The following is a 17,123-nucleotide window of genomic DNA, read 5'->3' as shown; positions in this document are numbered from 1 at the left end:
TTAAAATTCAAAAAACTTATGTGACTTTTCCTTTATTAATAAAAAAGGGTAAAAAAATAACCCTGTAAGCATAGTAAAAATACTTACAAGATTACTATCATCATTACTAACACCATTCATTTTGGTCTCCTACCCATGTACCGAAAAATTCATCTTCGTTCACGATAGCTTGAAAGACTGGTCCAACAAATCGATTTATTTGCATAAGCACATCATGAAACTCAGGTTTCACCAATCCCGGTCCAGGATTATAGTTCTTCCATCTTTTATAGCCATATTCCAATTATCCTCCTTGCTTTCTTCTCCACTCCAAGTTTTACTGCATATTCCATCAATCTTGTAGCATTTTTGTTCTTATCCTGAACATATCTTTGAATCACAGTATTGAAAACTTCTCCCTCCATTGTATTTACATGTCTAAGACAATCGCAAATTAGCCTTTCTCTATCATAAATCCTCAGTTTAATTCCATCTATTTCACATTCGCTCACACCGATCTCAAGTCTGTGTGGTTCAATAAAATGTGGCTTTATTTTTTGGAAGTCAACCTTATATTTATTTCGTGCGGACTTATTATCCACCGCTACATGCCATATTCCCGGAACACGATCCGTATAACCATAATACATAATTGCAGATGAATTGCAGAGAATGGCTTCTGGAAAAAGCGAAGCTATAACTGATGCTTCCGTAAATGCCTTTTCATCCTGCCACTGATAATAACCATACTTTATCTTTTCAACACTACCTTCTTCTATTAGCACCTGCAGTCTCTGATAAAAGATTCCTTCTTTTGTCAGCTCGCAGGTACGCATAATTCCATTATATTTTTCAAAAATCTTCTCGTAATCAATTTGGGTATTCATACACATCACTCCTAATACAACTTCGTACAATTACTTTATAGTTTTTGTATCAAGTTCTATTATAACAACTTTTTTATAGAATTACAAGGTTACTCTAATCATGTACAATGGTATTAAGTTTTTGTATTATCTTTTGGTGGAGTAAAATCAAGCTCATCAAAAAAGACATTCAGAATGAATTTCTGGATGCCTTTCTGATGAACTTCTTACTATAACTATTCAGGACTATATGTTTTCATTTATGTTTTTTTGTGACTTTCACCCAGCAAAAACACCTTGCTTTACGACCTTCTAAAGAGTTATCCTCTACTCTTCTAGGGCGTGTTTGAAAAATGCTCTTACTGGGCTGTGCACTCCACTTAGTGGGGTGGAAGCTCAAAATTCAGGAGGTGTAGCGAGCTACATTGACTGAATTTTGAGCTTTCAGACCGCTGAGTGGAGGGTGCAGAACAGTGGAATGATTTTTCAAACACGCCCTAGTATGTGCTTTGCTGTATCTTTTTTTATATCTTCTAATGTAATAGATGCAAGCTCCTTCTCCATCGCTGACTGTACTCTCTCTAATTTATCATCAAGTATATGATGAATATTTTTGCCAACAGGGCAATTTGAATTCGGGTTTTCATGGAAGTTAAATAATTTTCCATCTTCTACACATTCTACTGCCTTATATATATCAAGAAATGTAATGTCTTGAAGTGGCTTTGCAATAGAAGCGCCCCCACTTCCTCGTACTACACTCACAAGTCCAGCCGCTTTTAGCTGTGCCAACAATTTTCTTATAATAACTGGATTTACATTCGTACTGGAAGCCAAAAACTCACTTGTAATCTTATATTCCTTCTCAAAAGTATCGATACACGCAAATATATGAACTGCAATTGTAAATCTACTTGAAATCTGCATAGGATTTTCCTCACTTTCGTTTATCCTATTCAGTTTACTTTGTTTTTTATACTATGTCAATTAACACGAGTATACCATTTATTCCAAGCAAGCAGTAGTAAACCACCTAATACTACAGTGTCTATCTACAGTCAATACTTTTCTAGTAATTTAACCTTTTCTTTTTATCGGGATAAGCAAATCTAGCTGTCCTGCTGTATTTAATCCTTCTAACATATTCGTATAGATGTTTATCTCTTCTTCCAAACAGCCACCCATTCCTTCTGGCTCTCTCCAATCAATATCATACTCTTCGCTTTCCTTTAGCAGATTAATAAATCCTTCCCATTCAAAAAAATCTCCATGTTTTATGCAATGCGCCGCATATAGTCCTCCTGCAAATTGTTTCTTTATAAGTGGTTCTGGAACTTCCATATCTTCAGGAATGGTTACCCAAAACTCATAACCATAATCCTTCTGTCCCTCTTGTGGTGACGGATTATTAAAACCATAAGCTCTAAGGTCTGGCTTAATTTTTAGTAGATTGGATTCTTTAATAAATGCATATACCTTTTCTCCAACATAATTTTCTGGATTGTCCCTAATATACTGACATGATGCTACTGTTGCTGGTGGTAAATACACAATTCTTACCTCCATCTTTGATTCTAACACTTTGCTTGCTTTAACTAATTCATCCATTGATCGTTCCTCCTTTAGATTCGTCTTGGGAGAATTTAGAACATGTACGATATCGATAAGCTCTGTGTCCTCTAGTAAATCCAATCGTATTTTTCGTCTTATACCTTCATCAAGTTTTGATACTAAAGTTTTTAATATATCCTGTATTGTAGTTAATGCTACAATTTCCTCATTCAGTTCTGACAGATTCTTTTGGACAATTTCTAATGTTTGAATTTGTTCTTCGTCATCAAGAATTACTCCAATCTGCTTTACTGGAATTCTTAGTTTTCTAAGTACAAGAATCTGCTGTAAACGTTTTACGGCATTTGCATCATATACACGATACGAATAGTTTTCAATACGTGTACTTGCAATCAGTCCCGTTTTTTCATAATACCTCAGCATTCTAGTAGATATATTAAACTGTTTTGACACATCACTTACTGTCATTATTTCCATTATTCTATCGCCTCCTCTAAATAAATTTTAAGGTACGACACGATGTCGTAGTCAAGCATGATTTCAAAAATATTTTAATATTCATCCTTCTAGCCAAATACCAAGTTATATAGTATACTTTGTTCTGGTAAAATAAGATAATTTTCGCATTTTTATTATTATAAACATTTTCAAAAATATTTTCAAAATATTTTGTAACGAAATCCTGTTTTACTCGTCTAATCTATGAAAACAGGAAGGAGGTTTCTATGTCTGTAGATTTTGATAAGTTATATAATACTTATTATATGGAAGTTTACTCTTATGTCATGACAATGATAAAGAACACACATATGGCAGAAGAAATTACACAAGAAGTATTTTTTAAAGCATTGAAAACCAAACAACAGTATCAAGGGAACTCAAGTGAATTCACTTGGTTATGTGCAATTGCCAAAAATACTTGTATTGACGAATTAAGAAAGCAATCACGTAAAAAGGAAATGCCAGAAGATATTCCTTCTGATGTAAATATCTCCAAATTGCTTGAAGATGAAAATCTGAGTTTTCAGATTCATCAAATCCTACATAGTATGGAAGAACCTTATAAAGAAGTATTTCAACTACGGATATTCGGAGAACTATCATTTCAAAAGATAGGCAAAATATTTGGTAAAACAGAAACTTGGGCTCGTGTGACATATCACCGTGCCAGACTAAAAATTCAAGAAAGGATGGAATAAATATGAGTAATAATCAAACGTTATATGATTGCGAAATGGTTCAAGATTTACTTCCACTATATCTGGATAATGCCTGTAGCAATTCAAGTAAAAAGATTGTGGAGGAACATCTAAAAGAATGTAGTAACTGTAGTACTGTTTTCGAGAAATTGAAGGACACAAATATAGATGACCACCTAATAGAAGAAAAAAATAGTGTTCTAACTATGCATGCAAAGAAAGAAAAAAGAAGAGCTGCAACAGTTGGCATCTGTACTGCTGGAGTATTATTAATTCCGATTGTTGTTTGTCTAATCTGCAATCTTGCAATCGGACATGGGCTTGACTGGTTCTTTATTGTATTAACTTCACTTATGATGGTTGCCTCTATTACTGTTGTTCCTCTCGTTGTTATAGAAAGAAAAGCATCTTGGTCAATTGGTTGCTTCACAGCAAGTTTAATATTATTACTATTAACATGCTGTCTATATACTGGTGGTGATTGGTTCTTTGTTGCTATAATTCCAATATTGTTTGGTCTCTCTGTTGTATTTTTGCCGATTGTCTTATATCAGCTACCACGAAAAGGGCTATTAGTTAACAATAAAGGTCTTATTGCAATGGCTGCAAATACCATACTTTTATATGCAATTATTATTGCAAGTGGATTATATGCCGGTTCGGAGGATTATTGGTTTTCAGCATTTGCAATTACCACTTTTTGTACTGCATTTGTTTGGATTCTATTTTTGATTATTCGCTATATCAGGAATAATGCCTGTGTTAAATGTGGTTTATGTATGATAATTAGTGGTATATTTATCGCTGTAGTACATGATGTTATATAATTGATCTTAAATTGCACATAGCACCTTTCTTTCCTTGATGCCAGACTTTCTACTTGGAACTTTAATACCTTAGATGCAAATGTTTTTCTATTATGTTTGCTCTCTGGCTGTATCGTAGGGGCTATTCTTTTTATAATTGGTATTATGTATCATCGTCGAAAAGATAAATCGGATATGTAATGTTTGCAAAGCAGCAATGATTTTTCTTTTTGAAATTTTGATTTGTAGATTATCTTTATAGTAAAAAAACGAAAGGTCATTGCTGTCTGTTTGAAAAAATAATAATTTGAAAGGCAGAAAAGAAGAACATGAAAACAAAGAAAATGCTTTTATCAATTATATTAAGTATATTGATACTCGTAGCATCACAAGGATTAGCATTATTAATTGCAAATATATTTATAATGATTAAAATGCCCGAATTTATTTGCAATATACTGTCAGGTGTTATGTATATTACATTTGCATTATACTTTATCAAATTGCTATGCAGAAAATATATGAAAGAAGATAGAATAGATTACTATATTCCTCGTTTTAAATTAAAGTTAGAGTGGGTAATTACTGCACTTGTTTTACCCGTTCTTGTAAGTGCATGCTTTTTGTTACTTCGTGGTTCATTTGAGAAAAATGCAATCGATTTGAATCAAAAATTAGTAATAGTATCAGCAGGCGTTTTTTTTACAGGATTTGGAGCAGGCATTGTTGAAGAAATTATTTTTCGCGGAATTATAATGAATGTAGTTGAAAAAAGATTTGACAGAAAAGTTGCAATTATTGTTCCTTCTTTGCTCTTTGGAATATTACATATTATTGGAATGGATTTTAACCTTTTAAGTTGCGCCCTAGTAATCTTGGCTGGAACAATGGTAGGTATTATGTTTTCACTTATTGCCTTAAAAACAAAATCCGTATGGAATAGTGCGATTGTTCATGCTCTTTGGAATATTATTATAATTGGTGGAATCTTAAATATAGGAACATCATTTAATGAAAATTCTTTGTATAGTTATGTACTAGACACAAAGTCATTCGTTTGGACAGGTGGAGAGTTTGGCATTGAATCTTCTATTATTGGAGTAGCTGGGTATGTTTTGGTATGCTTAGTGGCTATATTGCTAGATAAAAAAATATATAGAAAAAATCTGTAAGCAAGCAATAAAGGAATGCTATTTTATTCTTTTTAAGATTATTGAGAAGCTACTAATTATCTCATAACCAAAAAACCTTGTTAATTGGAGTTTATTAACGTCTCAATAATCGCATTGATATCATCTATTTTTCCTTGATACTGTGGTAAAGTCAAACACGCCCTAGCTATTTCTTCCCCATATATACAGCATAATTATAATACTTATACACAACATCTATATAAGAAAAACCACATTCTTTCAACATAGCAAGATGTGTTACTAACTGGGTCGGCCTATCCTCTGCATAATAATTAGGTAGCCATTTATTCGCAACTTCCTCTTCGGATACATTTTGCAACATAAATTCTTTCCATTTATCTATATATACCTTCTGTAGTTTTTCATCACTTCCTAAAACAACATCAAGATTAATAAATATACCATCATCCGTAAGTGCGGAGTATATTTTTTTATAAAACTCTTTTTTGTCATTATCAGTCTCTAAATGATGCAATGCCAAAGAGGATACTATCAAATTATATTTCTTCGGAAACTGGAATGTATTAAAGTCAGCTTGAATGCAATTTACATCTCCACCAATTTTATCTTTTGCTATCTCTAGCATATTCTCGGCAACGTCAACACAAGTAATATCTACATTTGAGAAACTAGTCTTTACTGCTTTCGAAATTGTACCTGTTCCACAGCCTAAATCAATCATCGTAAAATTACTATCTTTTGAAAATGGTATTATGGAAACTAGTGCATCAATCATTTCGTTATAATGTGGAATTAATTTTTGAATAATAATATCATATTCTTTCGCTTCTTCTTCGAAATGTGTTTTTATTTGTTCTGTCCTCATACTAGCCCCTCCGAAAATATAAATTAATTATAGCACCTAACACTTACTAAATTTTTTTAATCATATCATTTGTATTAGGGATTTTCAACTATAAATTATTTACAGCCAAAGCAGAGTCAAGTGTGCTAAAATTAGAAAAAAACTATTGACTACCACGTAGCGTGATAATGTATTCTTTATCTTAGAGAACAATATAGATATACGCCGGCAAATTTCTATATCGTTTTCCTATTACACAAGGAGCTGATTACTGTGAAAACCATAAGTCAAGTTGCAGAATTAACAGGTATAAGCATACGAACATTACAATACTATGATGAAATTGACCTTCTAAAACCAAGTCAGTTAACGTCATCTGGTTATCGCTTATACAATGATGAAGCCTTGCAAAAATTACAGCAAATCCTGTTTTTCAAAGAACTGGATTTTAAACTTAAAGACATTAAAGAAATTTTACAAACACCAGAATTTGATAAACTTGAAGCTTTTAGAGAACAAAAAAAGTTGCTCATTTTTAAACGTAATCGAATGAACAAACTTATTGAGCTTCTAAGTAAATTAGAGAGAGGAGAATCCTATATGAGTTTTAAAGAGTTTGATTTAAGTGAATATGTTGAAGCATTAGAACAATTCAAAACAAAAAATGCAGATGATGTTATTAAATATTGGGGCAGTCTTGAAAACTTCAATGAGTTTATACAGAAAGTTCAAGATGATGAATCCAGTGTAGCTAAAATTGCTATCAAACAGTTTGGTAGTGTTGAAAAATATACCGAGGCCATGAAATACAATCTGGAACATTTCTCAGAATTAATGGAACAGGCAGATAATCTTAAAGAAAATATAGATGATATCACTCAAAAAAGTGATGATTTATATATAAGATTGACTTCTGATATGACAAAAGATGTGGCTTCCGATGAAATCCAGACTATCGTACAGCAAATGATTGATTTTTCCCATGAAACAAATATGGGTCTGGATATGGGTGATGGCTTCTGGGATATGGTTATAGAGAGTTATTCTAATGATGCTGTCAGAGATGTAACTGACAAGAAATATGGAACAGGAGCGTCTGATTATATTGCTAAAGCTTTGCAATATTACTTTCATGGATAGTTTAGATAAAAAATGAAAATGTCTTTTTATATTCTTCTGGCAATTTTGCAGACACTGTCCGCAAAAAGTTTTCATCTGATTTTTGCTACTAATTTATCAAGTACCAGATTTTTATTGTTATATCTTCTACAGAATGATAGGATGTAACTATAAAATAATAGATTACATCGAAATGATAAAGATAAAAGAATATCTAAGGAAGGAAAAACAGCATTTTCATTTAAGGCTTGGTAAAATTATGATAATCAGCGCTAGTCGTCGAACTGACATCCCTGCTTTTTTCTCAGATTGGTTTATCAATCGGATAACTGAAAAATATGCCTATGTGCGCAATCCCATGAACACGCATCAAGTAAGTAAGGTCAATCTTTCTCCTGATGTTGTAGATTGCATTGTGTTTTGGAGCAAAAATCCTAAACCTATAATAGATAAACTTGATATATTACATGAATATATGTATTATTTTCAATTTACTTTAAATGCCTATGATAAAGATATTGAAACAAATCTACCTGATTTAGATGAACGCATAAATACATTTCAGATGCTATCAAATACACTTGGAAAGCAACGAGTAATCTGGCGTTATGACCCTATTATATTAAATGAGAAATATACTGTAGAGTGGCATATTGAAAAATTCAACTATATTGCAAGTAAACTATGTGACTATACAGAAAAAGCAACTATTAGTTTTATTGATTTATATACCAAAATCTCTAGCAATATTAAAGGAAAGAATATTCACGAACTATCACACAATAATAAAATGATGCTTGCTAAAGAACTTTCCTTAATTGCACATTCCTTCCATCTCAAAATAGATACTTGTGCTGAAGATATTGACCTATCTTCTTATAATATAGAACATGCCCGATGTATTGACGGTAGACTTATCGCAAAGTTACTTGGCTGTTCCCTTGATATAGAAAAAGATAAAAATCAACGTCTCGAATGTGGCTGTGTTACAAGCATAGATTTAGGGCTCTATAATACTTGCCAAAATGGGTGTGTTTATTGCTATGCCAATCATAATACTGATGTCCGCAATCGTATTTTACAAACATATGATAAGAATGCACCTCTTTTATGTAGTCAACTAACAGAACTCGACAAAGTAACGGAACGTAAGGTTAAAAGCCAAAAGAATATGCAGCTTAATTTATTTTCTATATAGTTATCCAAAACATAGGTATATAAATATAATAGAGCTTCTGAAACAGCCTATTGAAGCTATTTCGGAAGCTCTATTTGCTTGGTCCTATAGGATTCTAATGTACTTGTGTATCTATAAATTAGATATGCACAAGTACATTACTACCTGCCCCTATGTTTCTGTTTCTTTTTTTGTTGTTTTAATTCAAACTGACGTTGGCTTTCAGCTTCCCTTTGCTCTCTGCTAATAACCTTCCGTTCAGTTTTCATCTGCTCCTGCTGTAATTTCAATGCTTGCTGCGATTTCGTACCTATGCCTGAATTATCAATCTGCTTTCGCACCTCTCGCTGTAACCTTTTAGAATTACGTTTCATTTCCTTTACAACAATCTCCACAGTCGGACTAAATCGTAATTGATAGAAATTCTTTAGAATAAACTCATAGACTTCATAGTCCTTTGGTTCTTCGGCAAATGTAACTTTACAAACTGACAATTTGCCGTCCGTGACCCTTTCAAAAAGCCCTCTCCAAAATGGTTCTTCAAAAAATACTTTCAACGTAATCGATACTTTGTCCATAACAAAATCCTCCTTAAAATTGTAATGAACAAAGAATGGACGACCAAGGAGGAGGGTTACTTATATTCAGATGAATACGTCTGGACTACCTACCAGATCTGTATAGAAACTATTTTTATAGACTCTATACGTTGTGTTTTTATCTTTGCCTCTGTATTTTACCATAACAGCCTGTAATTTCCTAGTAGATACTTCAACAAGCTACTTGTTACTGCTCACACATAGCGTTCACAGCAATGGAATCCAGCCCATTTAAAGTTCGCCTTCGGCGAAGGGGCTGGATTCTTGGTCGTTCTGCTTTATTAGCCCATAGCCTTGCAGCGTAGTGCAAGGCTTGGGACTGAACAGTAACCACTAGCTCTCTGCTTTGTATTACTGAATAGATAAAATCAATTCTGTAACAGCATCAACACTCATTCCATTTGTACTTATTGAATAAGTATAGTCACCATTTGTCCATGTAGCACTGTCTATCTGACCATCATTTCCCTTCATTGTCACTTGTAATTCACCGACTGCAACCACATTGTTTTCACTATAATTCGTATAATCACCACTGATATCTTCACTACCAGCAGCTTTTCGAATACGTACTTCCTCATCACCCTTTGAGTAAATAACTTCAATGAGTTCCTTATTAATTACTTGAACTTCACGACTGTCATAACCTTCGATTGAATCAGTAACCGTAATATCAAAACCAGCCAGTTTCTCAGCTTCCTCCATAGACTCACAAGCGGTAATTGGATTCGCAACTTCTGTCTTTTCACCAGACACCTTTGAATTATTCTGTTCCTTATTTGTCTTACCACAACCTACAAATGAAAGTACCATCATAGTGCAAAGTGCAACCTTAATCATCCTCTTCATTTTCTCATTCTCCTTTTTTGTTTAACTATTTATTGAACTGCATTTTTGCTGTTCTACTTTATATACAGTTGGGGAGATAAAAATGTTGCACTATAAAATATATTTATTCTTTTTATATATTTTGATATAGGTTAAGCTATTGACGAAGCCCACTTCAAAACATGGTGCGATTATCACTATCGTGTATGCCGTGAGCAATCTACTTTAGGTTCAAGTAATCATGTTGTAATTATTGGACAAAAAGGACAGGCATAAAAACCTGTCTTTTCTGTTGACTTCTACATCCATTATAAAAAACGCATTGTTTTTTGATTCGTATCTAAAATCACTTCCCCACCGATAGGCAAAATAGCATGATTACTACCATGACCAAAATCATCATTGTAGACAACTGGAACATTATGTTTCTGTCCAAATCTTTCAAGTCGTTCCAATAACTGTTTTGATAATGTATCAGAATAATTCCCAAACACTAACCCTGACACATTTTCTATAAAATCATTTTGCTCTATATAAGATAAAAATGTACTAACTGCAGCAACACAATTAAAACATTCATGATCTTCTAAGAATAAAACATACTTTTTATTTTTGTCAATTTGGAAGTATGGAGTATTTAAAGATAACGCAAAATTCACTGTATAACCCCCAATTAAAGTTCCTTCACAAATTCCATCGTGCAAAGAATACCACTTACTATTACTAATAAAATTACTTGCATCTCGTCTTACAATATGGGAATAAAATTGCTCTACATTATATTGTTGCGACTCTATAAGATTTCCTGGAGCTTGTCCATAGTAAGTAATTAAGCCTGTTTTTGAATAAATCGCATTTAAAATTGAAGTTCCATCACTATAACTTAAAAATATTTTGGGATTTCTTTTAATGTTTTCATAATCAATGTAGGGCAATAGCTCAATACTTCCCTCTCCACCGCCAAAGAAAATCATCTTAACTTCCTTATCATTAACCATCGTATTCAAATCTTCTGCTCGTTCCATCTCGCTTGCCAGATATCCATAAGTATCTTTGTATAAGTTCGCCCCTATCTTTACTTTGAATCCCATAGATTCTATTCCTGTAATAATATTTGCATAATGTTCAACCGTAGCAACATGACTTGGTGAAATAATACCTATCGTATCTCCTATATTTAATTTATCTGCTAACATTTTAATCCCCCTTTTCTCATTTCATACTTTCCTTTAGAATTTCCTTCATCACCATGTTTTCTCTCACAATCCAAGGTATATTTTGATAATCAAGTACCATTTCATTTTTTGCTATTATTTCCTTTAGTGGTAGCCAATCCACTTGGTAATCATACTCTTTTTCATATTCATCAAGATTTCGTTCTCCAACCTCTTCACTGATATCACAGATAAAGTAATAGGAATCCATCTCTAATAAATCGTCAGGGTCACCCTTTCTTTTTTCATGCACTAAAATTCCATCAGCTAACGTATCTCTAATAACATGATATCCTGTTTCTTCCTGTACCTCTCTTATTAATGTATCTTCTAACGTTTCCCCTTTTTCCATTCCACCACCAGGAAACTTGTAATCCCCATATTTACTATGAATGATAAGATATCTGTCTCCCTTTTTAATGATACCTCTAACTGCTGTACGTTTATAGACGCTACCGCCCTCTTTGTAATTTTTTGAATCTAAATATAACTCCTTCATAAAATAACCATACCTTTCTACTTATTCTCTAAAATAATACTCCCTATCTCTTCTTCCGAAACTCCCTCTGTAAAACGAAGAGAATATGAATATTTTCCACTTACCCAACTCGCCAAATTGTAATTTTCTCCATTCCCTTTCAATGTGACTTCCTCTGTATCAAATGTTTTTGTAACAACTTCTCCATAATTACTATAGTCACCTGAGTTATCATCACTACCTATTGATTTGCGATATACGATTGTCTGTTCACCACTTGTATACGTTATCTCGGCAAGTTCCTTCCAGTAAGAAACATATCGACTTTCCTCCACTGTTATAGGTAGAACTTCTAAATCAGCAACCTCAAACCCAACCATTTTTGATAGTTCACCTACCGAAGATGCTTCCGTAATATCTGGTACAACACTTACTATATCTGGATCGGTGTCACTCTGTTCTCTATTGATAATATTAGGAATCATGATTGCTCCTGTTAGTAGAATAGCAATACAGGCCGCAATAGACCCATACTTTTTCCACTTGGAGAAACGTACAATTTTGCTTGGTTTCTCGGCTTCCACCGATTGTATATTATTCAGAATGCGCTTTCGCATCTCCTCGTCTACTTCGACTGTGTCCATAATTTCTTCATATGATTTCTTCAAAGTCATACGCCTCCTTTAGAATTTTTTTTAGTTTAGTCCGTCCACGACGTAAATCGGAACGTATACTTGATTCCTTTTTTCCAAGAATATTTGCAATCTGCGCTGTGGGATACCCTTCATAGTAAAACAGATGCACTACTTCCCTATATTTATCAGGAAGACTCTTCACAGCCTCCCATACAAATGATAAATCCTCTCGCATTTCTGCTATTAGGTTTTCATCTAACTCGTCTGTCCGACGTAGTTTATTATATTCAATTCGATTTTTGCTTAAATTTGCTGCCACTCGAAGTAGCCATGCTTTCTCATGTGTCACATTTTCAAAAATCGGAGCTGTTTTCAAAAATTGAATTAATGTATCTTGCAAAACTTCCTCTGCATCACTCATATTATGTAAATAGGAGTATGCAAGTCGTAAAATGCTATTACCGTGTGTATCTAATAGTCTTTCTGCTCTTTCATTAACACTTTGTATTTCTTCAAAAGCTGATTCTTGATAAAGAGAGCTTCCTTTCATACCTTCTTCCTCCTTCACTAAAACAAGGTGAGCAATACGAGTAATCTCAGTATCACCCACCTGTTCTACTTTATATACAGTTGAGGAAACAAAAATGTTGCAATATTATTTATAATAAGAATTCAATTATCATCCACTTTTCTTCCTCTGTCAAAGCACACATATGCCCTCTACCTTCAAGTAGATATGTAGTACAATTCGGTATTATATTCTCAGCTTGTGGAATAACCATTTTCGCTGGAAACAGACAATCTTTTTCACTTGCCATAACTAACGTAGGAGCATCACATTTTCTCATATCAGTACTTTTAACATTGCTTGGCATCCCCGTTTTAATTTTAGCATAATCAATACTACATTTTGCAGTATCATAGATATCCTTTGTTATATTATCTTCCGTTACTGCCATTGGAAGCATACACTTCTTTAACCATTCTTCTTTATGTGTAACCCAATATCTAATCATCGGAACCATCATGCTCATACTATTAATTGCTGGTGCATTCTTTATCCCTGATGGATTATATAAAACTGCCTTGCTTACCTTCGTTGGTGCAACACACATTGTTTTTGCTATAATTCCAGCGCCAAAAGAACCGCCAAAACAGCAAATATTTTCAAAACCTAGCCCAGATATAACCTCACTCGCCCATTTGCCATAATCATAATTATTAGCTGATAAACATGTTTCATCACTTTTTCCAGGATGTCCAATCGTATCAACTGCATAGATATGAAAATCTTCGAACAAAAAATCACTAGAAATCAGATTGTATGCTGTTGTTGCATTTCCACCATGAAAGAAAAGTAATGGTACGCCTGATACATTTCCAGTTTCAATAAGATGTGTTTTCCCGAAAGATGTATAAACCCACATATCTGAATATTTAAGCGGCAGTCTACTTAATTGACTATCATACAATGCAAAAATTTCTGCTTTTCCCTCTTGAGTCTTGTATATTGTTCTTTTCTTCGCCATTCTAATTATATTCCCTCACAGACTTTAATTGTTTTTTACTAGTATATCCACATGCAATATTACTGTCAGATAATCAATCCTTTTATATCATACACCTATTTTCCATATTTTTGTATCTTTTTTTATTCAACCCTGCTACAATATAAGAGTATCTGTAAAATACAATATATCAGTTTCAAATAGTAACACAATCTACAGATAGCAAGAAAGGCAATTGATTATTTTATGATTAATTTCAAAGAATTAATGAACACAAACTCATATGATTTTCTCCGCACAAATAGCAGACTTGGAAATCGTATTATCTTACTTGGTTTAGGTGGTAGCTATTCTTATGGTACCAATAATGATAACAGTGATATTGATTTTCGAGGTATTACACTCAACACTACTTCTGATTTACTTGGAATGACTGACTTCGAGCAGTATGAAGATGCTACTACTGATACCGTGATTTACTCTTTCAATAAGATAATAAAACTACTCTTAGAATGTAATCCAAATACATGTGAGATTCTTGGTCTTGATGAAGATCAATACTTAATCAAAACTGCTTTGGGTCAAGAATTAATTGATAATACTAATTTATTTCTCTCCAAACGTGCTGCTAAATCCTTTGGTGGATATGCAAGTGCTCAACTGCGTAGATTACAGAATGCCATTGCTAGAGATTCCATGCCACAATCAGAAAAAGAGCAACATATACTTAATTCTGTTCGCAATGCACTTGATGATTTCACACGCCGCTATTCTTCTTTTGAAAATGGAAGTATTCATCTTTATATTGATAAGGCTGTTAATCCTACACTGGATACCGAAATATTTATAGATGCCAATTATACGCATCTTCCATTGCGTGACTATGAAAATATGTGGTCAGTTATGCATACTGTTGTAAGAGAATACGACAAAATTGGTAAGCGCAATAAAAAGAAAGATGACAATCATCTTAACAAACACGCCATGCATCTGATCCGTCTTTTTATGATGGCTATTGATATTATGGAAAAGGGACAGATTCGAACGAATCGAAAAGATGATTTGGAACTTCTACTTAAGATTAGAAATGGTGGCTTTCAAAAAGAAGATAAAACTTTTAATCAAGAATTTTATGATATCCTTGCTGACTACGAGTCCAAACTTGAAAGAGCTACAAAAGAGTCTACATTACCTGACAATCCCAACATGGAGAAAATCGAATCTTTTGTTGAATACGTTAACAGAAAGGCAATTGAGGGTGACTTTTAATGCGTGATATATTAACTGAAATCAAAGAAAAACTTACGGAAATAGAGCAAAGAGAAAATGTGAAAATCCTCCTGGCTATTGAATCCGGAAGCCGCGCCTGGGGATTTGCATCTCCTGATAGCGACTACGATGTCCGCTTTATCTATGTTAGAAACGAAGCGGATTACCTACGCTTAGACGAACCAAAAGATATTATAGAATGGCAGTTAGATGAAGTCTTGGATATCAATGGGTGGGATTTAAAGAAAGCTCTAATACATTTTAAAAAGGGTAATGCAACACTTTTTGAATGGTGCAATTCTCCTATCGTATATAAAAAAACGGCTGAATGGGAGCAAATATATAACACTGTAAAATCATATTTCTCCATGAAATCAGCCATTTATCATTATAGTGGAACAGCTCACAGTACCTACTCACAATATCTACAGGACGAAATGGTAAAATACAAAAAATATTTTTATGCTCTTAGACCATTGCTTGCCTGTAGATATATTGAAGAACACAAGTGTCCCCCTCCTGTTTTATTTGATGAATTACTTGATATTGATATGTCAGATAATCTCCGACTCGGTATTGAGGAATTGCTTGAAAAGAAAAAAATTACAAATGAACAAGATTTGAATCCACAGATTCCAGTAATCATTGACTTTATTGCTTCTGAATTAACCAATCAAAAATCAATTGTGGAGTCTCTACCTGATGATCGCAAGGAAGACTGGAGTAGCCTCAATACAATATTTAGAGAGATACTCTGCAATATATAAACCACCGCAATGCAAAACTCAAAATATTATGCTACCAGCAGAGGAAATTGGTCACCTATTAGCGTATACTTAATGTAGGCGTGTCACAACATATAACTAGATATTGGGAGGTATTAAGATTTATGAAAATGAATAAGAATGCTATAAGAAAACTATTAACAGTGCTACTGACACTTATACTTGTGATGTCTGCCACTGCTTGTGGTGGTAAGAAGAACACTCCAACACAAACGACAGACAACACAACAAAAGCAGATCAAACAACAGATAGCAACATAGCAGACACTAAAACAGCAGATGACAATACAGTTGGAAATGATTCTGTTCCAGCTTCAACGACAGAACCTACGGATACAGATTATGATCCAGATAATTTAAGATCTCTTTTTGTGGAAGCTTATATGGGTCTGACAGAAGATGGAGCAGGTGTCTATTATGCAGGTAGCGCCGATGGCTCTATTGCTCTACTAATGTTTCTTGATGCAGATGCAATGGAACACTATGTATTTGTAGGACCTATTGTGGACAATGGTGGTGGTTCCGTAACCATTACAGATGAGGAAGATGGACTTACTCTTACTTTCAGTGTTACATCGTTTGCTGACGGCATTGTAATTGATATGGGTGATGAATTAGGTATTGCTACACTTGGTGATGCTGATGTCGATGAAGTTATTGATGCGATGCTTGAAATTGAGAATCTTACCACTGCAGTAGTTCCAGATTCTACTACGGATTTAAGCTATCTCAATGATGTAATTACCGAAGCTTATGCAGGTTCTTTTGCAGAGGATATCGCTGTCTATATTGCCAACAATGATGATGGTTCCTTTATGGTATTAGCATTGTTATCACCTGACACGACCGAATCCATCATTATGGTTGGTAGTGCCACAGCGGATGGAAACAATATTACACTTACAAATGAGTCAAACGGCAATGAATTGAATTTCACTGTATACGATAATGGTGATGGTTTGCTTTTGAATCTTGATGTATTAGGCTTAGGTGAAACAGTTGTAACTCCAGTTGCTGTACCTGATATGGTTACAGCATTAGAAACACTTGTATCTGAAACTGAAATAATTGTTCAATAAACAAAAACCTTA

19 protein-coding genes are annotated in these 17,123 nt (G+C 33.7%); 8 read left to right on the top strand and 11 right to left on the bottom strand.

The window, feature by feature from the left end:
• Positions 1–266 precede the first annotated feature (266 nt).
• The 3 genes from RMR19_RS00335 to RMR19_RS00325 form a co-directional block, all read right to left on the bottom strand.
• Positions 267–866 carry a type IV toxin-antitoxin system AbiEi family antitoxin domain-containing protein gene (locus RMR19_RS00335; RefSeq protein WP_310601558.1) on the bottom strand — a complete coding sequence of 200 codons (600 nt, stop codon included), beginning with the start codon at positions 864–866 and terminating at the stop codon, positions 267–269.
• Positions 867–1,331: 465 nt separating this feature from the next.
• Positions 1,332–1,772, bottom strand: coding sequence for an Rrf2 family transcriptional regulator (locus tag RMR19_RS00330; RefSeq protein WP_310601557.1), 441 nt, complete (start codon positions 1,770–1,772; stop codon positions 1,332–1,334).
• Between the two features lie 150 nt (positions 1,773–1,922).
• Positions 1,923–2,894 (bottom strand): effector binding domain-containing protein, encoded by a 972-nt coding sequence (locus RMR19_RS00325; protein WP_310601556.1) that lies wholly within the window; start codon positions 2,892–2,894, stop codon positions 1,923–1,925.
• 248 nt (positions 2,895–3,142) lie between these two features.
• Between RMR19_RS00325 and RMR19_RS00320 the strand changes: the two genes are divergently transcribed.
• From RMR19_RS00320 to RMR19_RS00310, 3 genes are all read left to right on the top strand, one after another.
• Entirely contained in the window at positions 3,143–3,616 is a 474-nt protein-coding gene (locus RMR19_RS00320; protein WP_310601555.1) for an RNA polymerase sigma factor, read from the top strand.
• Positions 3,617–3,618: 2 nt separating this feature from the next.
• The gene (locus RMR19_RS00315; protein WP_310601554.1) at positions 3,619–4,443 is read left to right on the top strand and encodes a zf-HC2 domain-containing protein; all 825 of its coding nucleotides are present in this window, start codon (positions 3,619–3,621) and stop codon (positions 4,441–4,443) included.
• A 500-nt stretch (positions 4,444–4,943) separates the two neighbouring features.
• On the top strand, positions 4,944–5,594 hold the full coding sequence (locus RMR19_RS00310) for a CPBP family intramembrane glutamic endopeptidase (protein ID WP_310601553.1): 651 nt from the start codon (positions 4,944–4,946) through the stop codon (positions 5,592–5,594).
• 166 nt (positions 5,595–5,760) lie between these two features.
• Here the strand turns inward: RMR19_RS00310 and RMR19_RS00305 are convergent, their stop codons facing one another.
• Positions 5,761–6,441 carry a class I SAM-dependent methyltransferase gene (locus RMR19_RS00305; RefSeq protein ID WP_310601552.1) on the bottom strand — a complete coding sequence of 227 codons (681 nt, stop codon included), beginning with the start codon at positions 6,439–6,441 and terminating at the stop codon, positions 5,761–5,763.
• A gap of 252 nt (positions 6,442–6,693) precedes the next feature.
• On the opposite strand from RMR19_RS00305, the gene RMR19_RS00300 reads away from it, so the two are divergent.
• Both RMR19_RS00300 and RMR19_RS00295 read left to right on the top strand, forming a co-directional pair.
• A complete protein-coding gene (locus tag RMR19_RS00300; protein ID WP_310601551.1) occupies positions 6,694–7,560 on the top strand; it encodes a MerR family transcriptional regulator in 867 nt (288 codons plus the stop codon).
• A 172-nt stretch (positions 7,561–7,732) separates the two neighbouring features.
• Positions 7,733–8,737 (top strand): DUF1848 domain-containing protein, encoded by a 1,005-nt coding sequence (locus RMR19_RS00295; RefSeq protein WP_331654577.1) that lies wholly within the window; start codon positions 7,733–7,735, stop codon positions 8,735–8,737.
• Positions 8,738–8,877: 140 nt separating this feature from the next.
• On the opposite strand, the gene RMR19_RS00290 is transcribed toward RMR19_RS00295, so the two are convergent.
• The 7 genes from RMR19_RS00290 to RMR19_RS00260 all read right to left on the bottom strand — a co-directional run bounded on the left by RMR19_RS00290 (position 8,878) and on the right by RMR19_RS00260 (position 13,999).
• Positions 8,878–9,294 carry a YjdF family protein gene (locus tag RMR19_RS00290; protein WP_310601550.1) on the bottom strand — a complete coding sequence of 139 codons (417 nt, stop codon included), beginning with the start codon at positions 9,292–9,294 and terminating at the stop codon, positions 8,878–8,880.
• 372 nt (positions 9,295–9,666) lie between these two features.
• Complete coding sequence (locus tag RMR19_RS00285) at positions 9,667–10,164, bottom strand: hypothetical protein (RefSeq protein ID WP_310601549.1); 498 nt, start codon at positions 10,162–10,164, stop codon at positions 9,667–9,669.
• Between the two features lie 287 nt (positions 10,165–10,451).
• Complete coding sequence (locus RMR19_RS00280; protein WP_310601548.1) at positions 10,452–11,339, bottom strand: S66 peptidase family protein; 888 nt, start codon at positions 11,337–11,339, stop codon at positions 10,452–10,454.
• A gap of 16 nt (positions 11,340–11,355) precedes the next feature.
• On the bottom strand, positions 11,356–11,856 hold the full coding sequence (locus RMR19_RS00275) for an NUDIX hydrolase (RefSeq protein WP_310601547.1): 501 nt from the start codon (positions 11,854–11,856) through the stop codon (positions 11,356–11,358).
• 17 nt (positions 11,857–11,873) lie between these two features.
• Positions 11,874–12,503: a hypothetical protein gene (locus tag RMR19_RS00270; RefSeq protein ID WP_310601546.1), complete on the bottom strand. Its 630-nt coding sequence runs from the start codon at positions 12,501–12,503 to the stop codon at positions 11,874–11,876.
• On the bottom strand, positions 12,487–13,020 hold the full coding sequence (locus tag RMR19_RS00265) for an RNA polymerase sigma factor (RefSeq protein ID WP_310601545.1): 534 nt from the start codon (positions 13,018–13,020) through the stop codon (positions 12,487–12,489). The genes RMR19_RS00270 and RMR19_RS00265 overlap by 17 nt, the downstream gene beginning before the upstream one ends.
• A gap of 109 nt (positions 13,021–13,129) precedes the next feature.
• Positions 13,130–13,999: an alpha/beta fold hydrolase gene (locus RMR19_RS00260; protein ID WP_310601544.1), complete on the bottom strand. Its 870-nt coding sequence runs from the start codon at positions 13,997–13,999 to the stop codon at positions 13,130–13,132.
• Between the two features lie 225 nt (positions 14,000–14,224).
• On the opposite strand from RMR19_RS00260, the gene RMR19_RS00255 reads away from it, so the two are divergent.
• From RMR19_RS00255 to RMR19_RS00245, 3 genes are all read left to right on the top strand, one after another.
• Positions 14,225–15,247 carry a nucleotidyltransferase domain-containing protein gene (locus tag RMR19_RS00255; protein WP_310601543.1) on the top strand — a complete coding sequence of 341 codons (1,023 nt, stop codon included), beginning with the start codon at positions 14,225–14,227 and terminating at the stop codon, positions 15,245–15,247.
• The gene (locus RMR19_RS00250; RefSeq protein ID WP_310601542.1) at positions 15,247–16,014 is read left to right on the top strand and encodes a nucleotidyltransferase domain-containing protein; all 768 of its coding nucleotides are present in this window, start codon (positions 15,247–15,249) and stop codon (positions 16,012–16,014) included. The genes RMR19_RS00255 and RMR19_RS00250 overlap by 1 nt, the downstream gene beginning before the upstream one ends.
• Positions 16,015–16,136: 122 nt before the next feature.
• On the top strand, positions 16,137–17,111 hold the full coding sequence (locus tag RMR19_RS00245) for a hypothetical protein (protein WP_310601541.1): 975 nt from the start codon (positions 16,137–16,139) through the stop codon (positions 17,109–17,111).
• Positions 17,112–17,123 lie beyond the last annotated feature (12 nt).

It is taken from the genome of Anaerosporobacter sp. (assembly GCF_031551385.1).
GTDB lineage: Bacteria > Bacillota > Clostridia > Lachnospirales > Lachnospiraceae > Anaerosporobacter.
The sequence above is the reverse complement of the archived record's forward strand: the minus strand, read 5'-3'. Positions and strand labels throughout refer to the sequence as shown.

Excerpts from the sequence above, each read along its gene's own strand:
- RMR19_RS00245 (WP_310601541.1), top strand. The coding sequence starts at position 16,137 with ATGAAAATGAATAAGAATGCTATAAGAAAACTATTAACAGTGCTACTG.
- RMR19_RS00290 (WP_310601550.1), bottom strand. The coding sequence starts at position 9,294 with ATGGACAAAGTATCGATTACGTTGAAAGTATTTTTTGAAGAACCATTT.
- RMR19_RS00315 (WP_310601554.1), top strand. The coding sequence starts at position 3,619 with ATGAGTAATAATCAAACGTTATATGATTGCGAAATGGTTCAAGATTTA.
- RMR19_RS00260 (WP_310601544.1), bottom strand. The coding sequence starts at position 13,999 with ATGGCGAAGAAAAGAACAATATACAAGACTCAAGAGGGAAAAGCAGAA.
- RMR19_RS00330 (WP_310601557.1), bottom strand. The coding sequence starts at position 1,772 with ATGCAGATTTCAAGTAGATTTACAATTGCAGTTCATATATTTGCGTGT.
- RMR19_RS00320 (WP_310601555.1), top strand. The coding sequence starts at position 3,143 with ATGTCTGTAGATTTTGATAAGTTATATAATACTTATTATATGGAAGTT.
- RMR19_RS00250 (WP_310601542.1), top strand. The coding sequence starts at position 15,247 with ATGCGTGATATATTAACTGAAATCAAAGAAAAACTTACGGAAATAGAG.
- RMR19_RS00295 (WP_331654577.1), top strand. The coding sequence starts at position 7,733 with ATGATAAAGATAAAAGAATATCTAAGGAAGGAAAAACAGCATTTTCAT.
- RMR19_RS00325 (WP_310601556.1), bottom strand. The coding sequence starts at position 2,894 with ATGGAAATAATGACAGTAAGTGATGTGTCAAAACAGTTTAATATATCT.
- RMR19_RS00255 (WP_310601543.1), top strand. The coding sequence starts at position 14,225 with ATGATTAATTTCAAAGAATTAATGAACACAAACTCATATGATTTTCTC.
- RMR19_RS00280 (WP_310601548.1), bottom strand. The coding sequence starts at position 11,339 with ATGTTAGCAGATAAATTAAATATAGGAGATACGATAGGTATTATTTCA.
- RMR19_RS00285 (WP_310601549.1), bottom strand. The coding sequence starts at position 10,164 with ATGAAGAGGATGATTAAGGTTGCACTTTGCACTATGATGGTACTTTCA.
- RMR19_RS00305 (WP_310601552.1), bottom strand. The coding sequence starts at position 6,441 with ATGAGGACAGAACAAATAAAAACACATTTCGAAGAAGAAGCGAAAGAA.
- RMR19_RS00265 (WP_310601545.1), bottom strand. The coding sequence starts at position 13,020 with ATGAAAGGAAGCTCTCTTTATCAAGAATCAGCTTTTGAAGAAATACAA.
- RMR19_RS00335 (WP_310601558.1), bottom strand. The coding sequence starts at position 866 with ATGAATACCCAAATTGATTACGAGAAGATTTTTGAAAAATATAATGGA.
- RMR19_RS00310 (WP_310601553.1), top strand. The coding sequence starts at position 4,944 with ATGAAAGAAGATAGAATAGATTACTATATTCCTCGTTTTAAATTAAAG.
- RMR19_RS00275 (WP_310601547.1), bottom strand. The coding sequence starts at position 11,856 with ATGAAGGAGTTATATTTAGATTCAAAAAATTACAAAGAGGGCGGTAGC.